Below are 4,109 nucleotides of genomic sequence, written 5' to 3' on the forward strand. Positions count from 1 at the left end.
CATCTGGCGGCGGGCCGAGGTCATCCACGCCCTGACCTCGATCGTCGAGAACGCGGTCGATTTCGCCCGCGCCGAGGTCATCGTCATCGCTCGCTTCGACGCTCGGGCGCTGGTCATCGAGGTGCGCGACGACGGTCCAGGCTTCTCCCCCGAGGTCCTGGCCAAGCTCGGCGAGCCCTATGTGACCAGTCGGCCGGGGGCCGAAGGGTCGCGAACGGGGCATATCGGCATGGGTTTGGGCTTCTTCATCGCCAAGACTCTGCTGGAACGCACCGGGGCGAGCGTCGATTTTCGCAATGGTCGGCGCGGCGGCGCCGTGGTCGCCGCCCGCTGGCCGCGCGCGGCGCTGGAAGCGCCAGGGTTTGTAGGGGTTTGACAGGACGGACGCGGCGTGTCGCAATCGTTCAAGCAGCCTCAGAATGTACGACAGCAGGTTGAGTGAGTGGCGCGGGGAGGCGCAGGAGTTCATGGCGGATATCGGTGAGATGGTCGCGGCCCTGCCCGACAAGACGCTGTTGCTCCTGGACGATGACGCCCCGCTGCGAACCCGCCTGGGACGCGCCCTGGAGCAACGCGGCTTTTCGGTCACCCTTTGCGCCTCGGTCGCCGAAGCGATGTCTGCCCTGCGGGTCCATGCCCCGGCCTACGCCGTTCTGGACATGCGCCTGGAGGACGGCACGGGGCTGAAGGTGGTCGAGGCGGTGCGCGACGCTCGGCCCGACGCCAAGGTCATCATGCTGACCGGCTACGGCAATATCGCCACGGCGGTGGCGGCGGTGAAGGCCGGGGTCATCGACTATCTGTCCAAGCCGGCCGACGCCGACGACGTGGCCCGGGCCCTGCTGGCCGCCAAGGACGCCGCGCCCGTGCCGCCGGAGAACCCGATGAGCGCCGACCGGGTGCGCTGGGAACATATCCAGCGCGTCTACGAGATGTGCGGCCACAACGTCTCGGAAACCGCTCGCCGCCTCAACATGCACCGCCGGACCCTGCAGCGGATCCTGGCCAAGCGCGCGCCGCGCTAAGGGCGAGACGTTCCTCCCCCTGACGGGGGAGGTGGTCGCGAAGCGACCGGAGGGGGAAGCGATGCGCAAGCGCCGCCCCGACTTCCCTCTCCGTCGCCTTTGGCGACACCTCTCCCTTCAGGGAGAGGGTCTGGATAGCCCGATCACATCGCCGAGATGCCGCCGTCGATCTTGATCTCGGAGCCGGTCATGAACTTGCTCTCGTCGCTGGCCAGGTAGAGCACCGCGTTGGCGATGTCGTTGGGCTCGCCGATCCGGCCCAGGGGCACCTGCCGCGCCAGCTTGGCGTGGGCTTCTTCCTTGCCGAACCGCGCCGTGAAGCCGTCCAGGATCGGGGTGTCGATGAAGGTCGGGTGGATGGAGTTGGAACGGATGTCCAGCTTCTGCTTGGCGCAGTAGAGGGCGATGTTCTTGCTCAGCAGCCAGACCGCCGCCTTGGAGGCGTTGTAGGCCGGCGAATTGCCGTTGGCGATCAGGCCGGCGATCGAGGACAGATTGATGATCGAGCCGGGCTGATGAGCCCGCATATGGGTCAGGGCGTGCTTGGCGCCCAGGAACACCGAGTCGACATTGACCGACATCACCTTCTTCCAGAGGGCGAAGTCGAGGCTCTCGATCGGGCCGTCGCCGCCGATGCCGGCGTTGTTGACCAGCACCGACAGGCCGCCCATGGCCTCGGCGGCCTTCTCAAGCACCTCGATCCATTCGTCTTCCTGGGTGACGTCCAGTTGGAAGGCGAAGGCCGTGCCGGCCCCGTGGGCGGCGTTGATCTCGTCGGCCACGGCCTGGGCCCCGGCCAGGTTGATGTCGGCCAGGCTGACCTTGGCGCCCTGGCTGGCCAGCATCCGCCCCGCCGCCGCGCCCAAGCCCTGGGCGCCGCCGGTGATGAAGGCCTTCTTGCCGGCGACCCGGCCCGTGATCTGCGCCATTTGGCGTCCTCCCAAATTATTCAAACATTAGTTTGAACCGGAAGGGCGCGGGGCGGAAGAGGGAAACGGCTGTGTCGGCAGGGGCAACCTGAAGGTCGGGTTGCCCGCGCGGAGCGCGGGGCTGATTTCGAGCCTGAGCGGGCCTACCTAAATCGCAACCGCATCACTGACATGCGCGGAGCGCACGACATCAAAGGGGTAATCCAAGATCAAGAGTGAGCCGTCTTCAAACTCCACCGCGTCGTAGGGTCGCCCGCCCGTGACGATGCGTGAAACCGGCGTGAGGCTTTCGCCGGATATAATGAGGATGTCGCCGCTAAAGGGCCGAGGCAACAACCAGTTCGACAGAGATTTTGAGAAGCGCGGCACGCCGACAAAGCCTGACGTATTCAACCTGTGTTCTGGGTCATAGAACTGAGGTTGCAGAACCTCCGAAGCGCGAAAGGCCCCCGTCTTCAGGTCGAGACAACAGAACCTGTCGTAGCAGATAAACCACAAGTCGCTCCGGACCACGACGGCCTCCGAGGCTCCACCATGGCCCGCCGTTAGGGGAATTAGTTCCGTCGTTCTCGCTAAGAGGTCAAAGATCGCGACATGTGCGGTCTTGTGAATCGTGACCGCCACTCGCTGGCGATCTGGCATGAGAACGGCATTGGTCGGACCGGTCTCTGGATCATGAGACAAAGCCACGTCATCGAGTTCGAAGCGGGCGAAACAGCCTTTTTGGGTATCGACCACCGCATCGAAGAAGCTGACGGACCAGCTTGCGTCGTGATCGGCCAGTTCGGTCTCGATCAGTTCACGCATGGCGAAAAGTGAGGCGGGATCAACAATGGCCACGCCCCTATCGTGGCGAAGCAGAAGCGTCCCATCGGGTGCCAGCCTGAAGTTTGCGCACCGCCCGCCAAGATCAAAATGTGTCTCGCGACCGTGCCGGTCGAGAACGCGCACCCCAGGTGGGTCACGATACATTCGACGGCTAAAAATGACGCGGTCGTTGTCGATGCGTAGAAGCATGTGACCCGCGCCCTCGGATAAAAAACGACAGCAACAATGGACTATCGAGAGTCCGCTCACCATCCCCACCAGACCATCAGCGCGTCCGCGACCCGGCGCTCCAGCACAGGCCTGACGACGGCGCGTGAACGGAGCTTCCCTAACCCGCCGCCCCGTCCATGAACCTGGCCAGGGCCACGTCCAGGTCCGTCACCCCATCGGCGTCATGCGTCGTCAGCAGCACTTCGACCCGGTTATAGACATTGAACCATTCGGGGTGGTGGTCGAGCTTGTCGGCCATCAGGGCCACGCGGGTCATGAAGCCGAAGGCGGCGTTGAAGTCGGCGAACTTGAACGTCTTGGTGATGGCGTCCTTGTCCGGCGCGGCGCTCCAGCCCGAGAGCTGGGCGACAGCGGCGGCGGCGCCGATCCGGGGGCGTGACATGGCAGGTCCTGACGCGAAGGGGATGATCCCCCTTCAGAACGCCAATCCGGTCGCCTTCGCAAGGTCGGCGAGCAGCTGATCCTCGGTGGTGACCTTGATCGCCGTCATGCCCAGAGCGGCGGCCGGCTTGCAGTTGACCCCGAGGTCGTCAAGATAGACGCAGGCTTCAGGGGCCACGCCCAAGGCCTCGCACATCATCAGATAGATGCGCGGGTCAGGCTTGCGGACCCCGGCCTTCGAGCTTTCGATCACCACAGCGAAATGGCTCATGATCTCGCCGACGGCGGCGGCCTTCTCGGCGCTGGAGGCCATGCCCGCCCCGTGGCCGGTGGTGACATTGTTGGTGATGCAGCCGACCTTGAACCGGGCCTTGCAGGCCAGCATCGCCGCCAGCACCCGCGGGCGCAGGTCGCCATAGAGCAGGGGTAGCACCTCGGCGCCGCGCACCGCCATGACCCAGCGGGTGGGGGTGGCCTCTTCGAGGAACAGGGCGTCAAACTCGGGCCGCGCCGCCATCTCGGAGCGCTCGAACCGCGCCCAGGCGTTAACGTCAGGATCGGTGGAATTGACCCGCCGGATGAAGTCGGCGGGCAGGCCCCGCTCGGCGCTCATAGCGCCGGAAGGCCTCGAACGGCGAGGTGGTGAACACCCCGCCGAAACCCAGATCACCGCCTCGATCGCCATGGTCACCTCAAACACTCGTTTGGATCAGGC

6 protein-coding genes are annotated in these 4,109 nt (G+C 65.2%); 2 read left to right on the top strand and 4 right to left on the bottom strand.

The window, feature by feature from the left end:
• A partial coding sequence (locus CSW58_RS09695) for an ATP-binding protein (RefSeq protein WP_143755153.1) occupies positions 1–376 on the top strand: 376 nt, incomplete at its 5' end.
• 91 nt (positions 377–467) lie between these two features.
• Positions 468–1,025 (top strand): ActR/PrrA/RegA family redox response regulator transcription factor, encoded by a 558-nt coding sequence (locus tag CSW58_RS09700; protein WP_099447148.1) that lies wholly within the window; start codon positions 468–470, stop codon positions 1,023–1,025.
• Between the two features lie 143 nt (positions 1,026–1,168).
• Here CSW58_RS09700 and CSW58_RS09705 read toward each other — a convergent pair whose 3' ends face one another.
• The 4 genes from CSW58_RS09705 to CSW58_RS09725 all read right to left on the bottom strand — a co-directional run bounded on the left by CSW58_RS09705 (position 1,169) and on the right by CSW58_RS09725 (position 4,079).
• Positions 1,169–1,954 (bottom strand): SDR family oxidoreductase, encoded by a 786-nt coding sequence (locus CSW58_RS09705; protein ID WP_099447144.1) that lies wholly within the window; start codon positions 1,952–1,954, stop codon positions 1,169–1,171.
• 147 nt (positions 1,955–2,101) lie between these two features.
• Positions 2,102–2,794, bottom strand: a complete 693-nt coding sequence (locus CSW58_RS09710) for a hypothetical protein (protein WP_143755154.1) — start codon at positions 2,792–2,794, stop codon at positions 2,102–2,104.
• Positions 2,795–3,110: 316 nt separating this feature from the next.
• Positions 3,111–3,395: a 4a-hydroxytetrahydrobiopterin dehydratase gene (locus tag CSW58_RS09720; RefSeq protein ID WP_099447147.1), complete on the bottom strand. Its 285-nt coding sequence runs from the start codon at positions 3,393–3,395 to the stop codon at positions 3,111–3,113.
• A 33-nt stretch (positions 3,396–3,428) separates the two neighbouring features.
• Positions 3,429–4,079, bottom strand: a complete 651-nt coding sequence (locus CSW58_RS09725) for an HAD-IA family hydrolase (protein WP_236627756.1) — start codon at positions 4,077–4,079, stop codon at positions 3,429–3,431.
• Between the last annotated feature and the right edge of the window lie 30 nt (positions 4,080–4,109).

It is taken from the genome of Caulobacter sp. B11, from assembly GCF_002737765.1.
Lineage (GTDB): Bacteria > Pseudomonadota > Alphaproteobacteria > Caulobacterales > Caulobacteraceae > Caulobacter.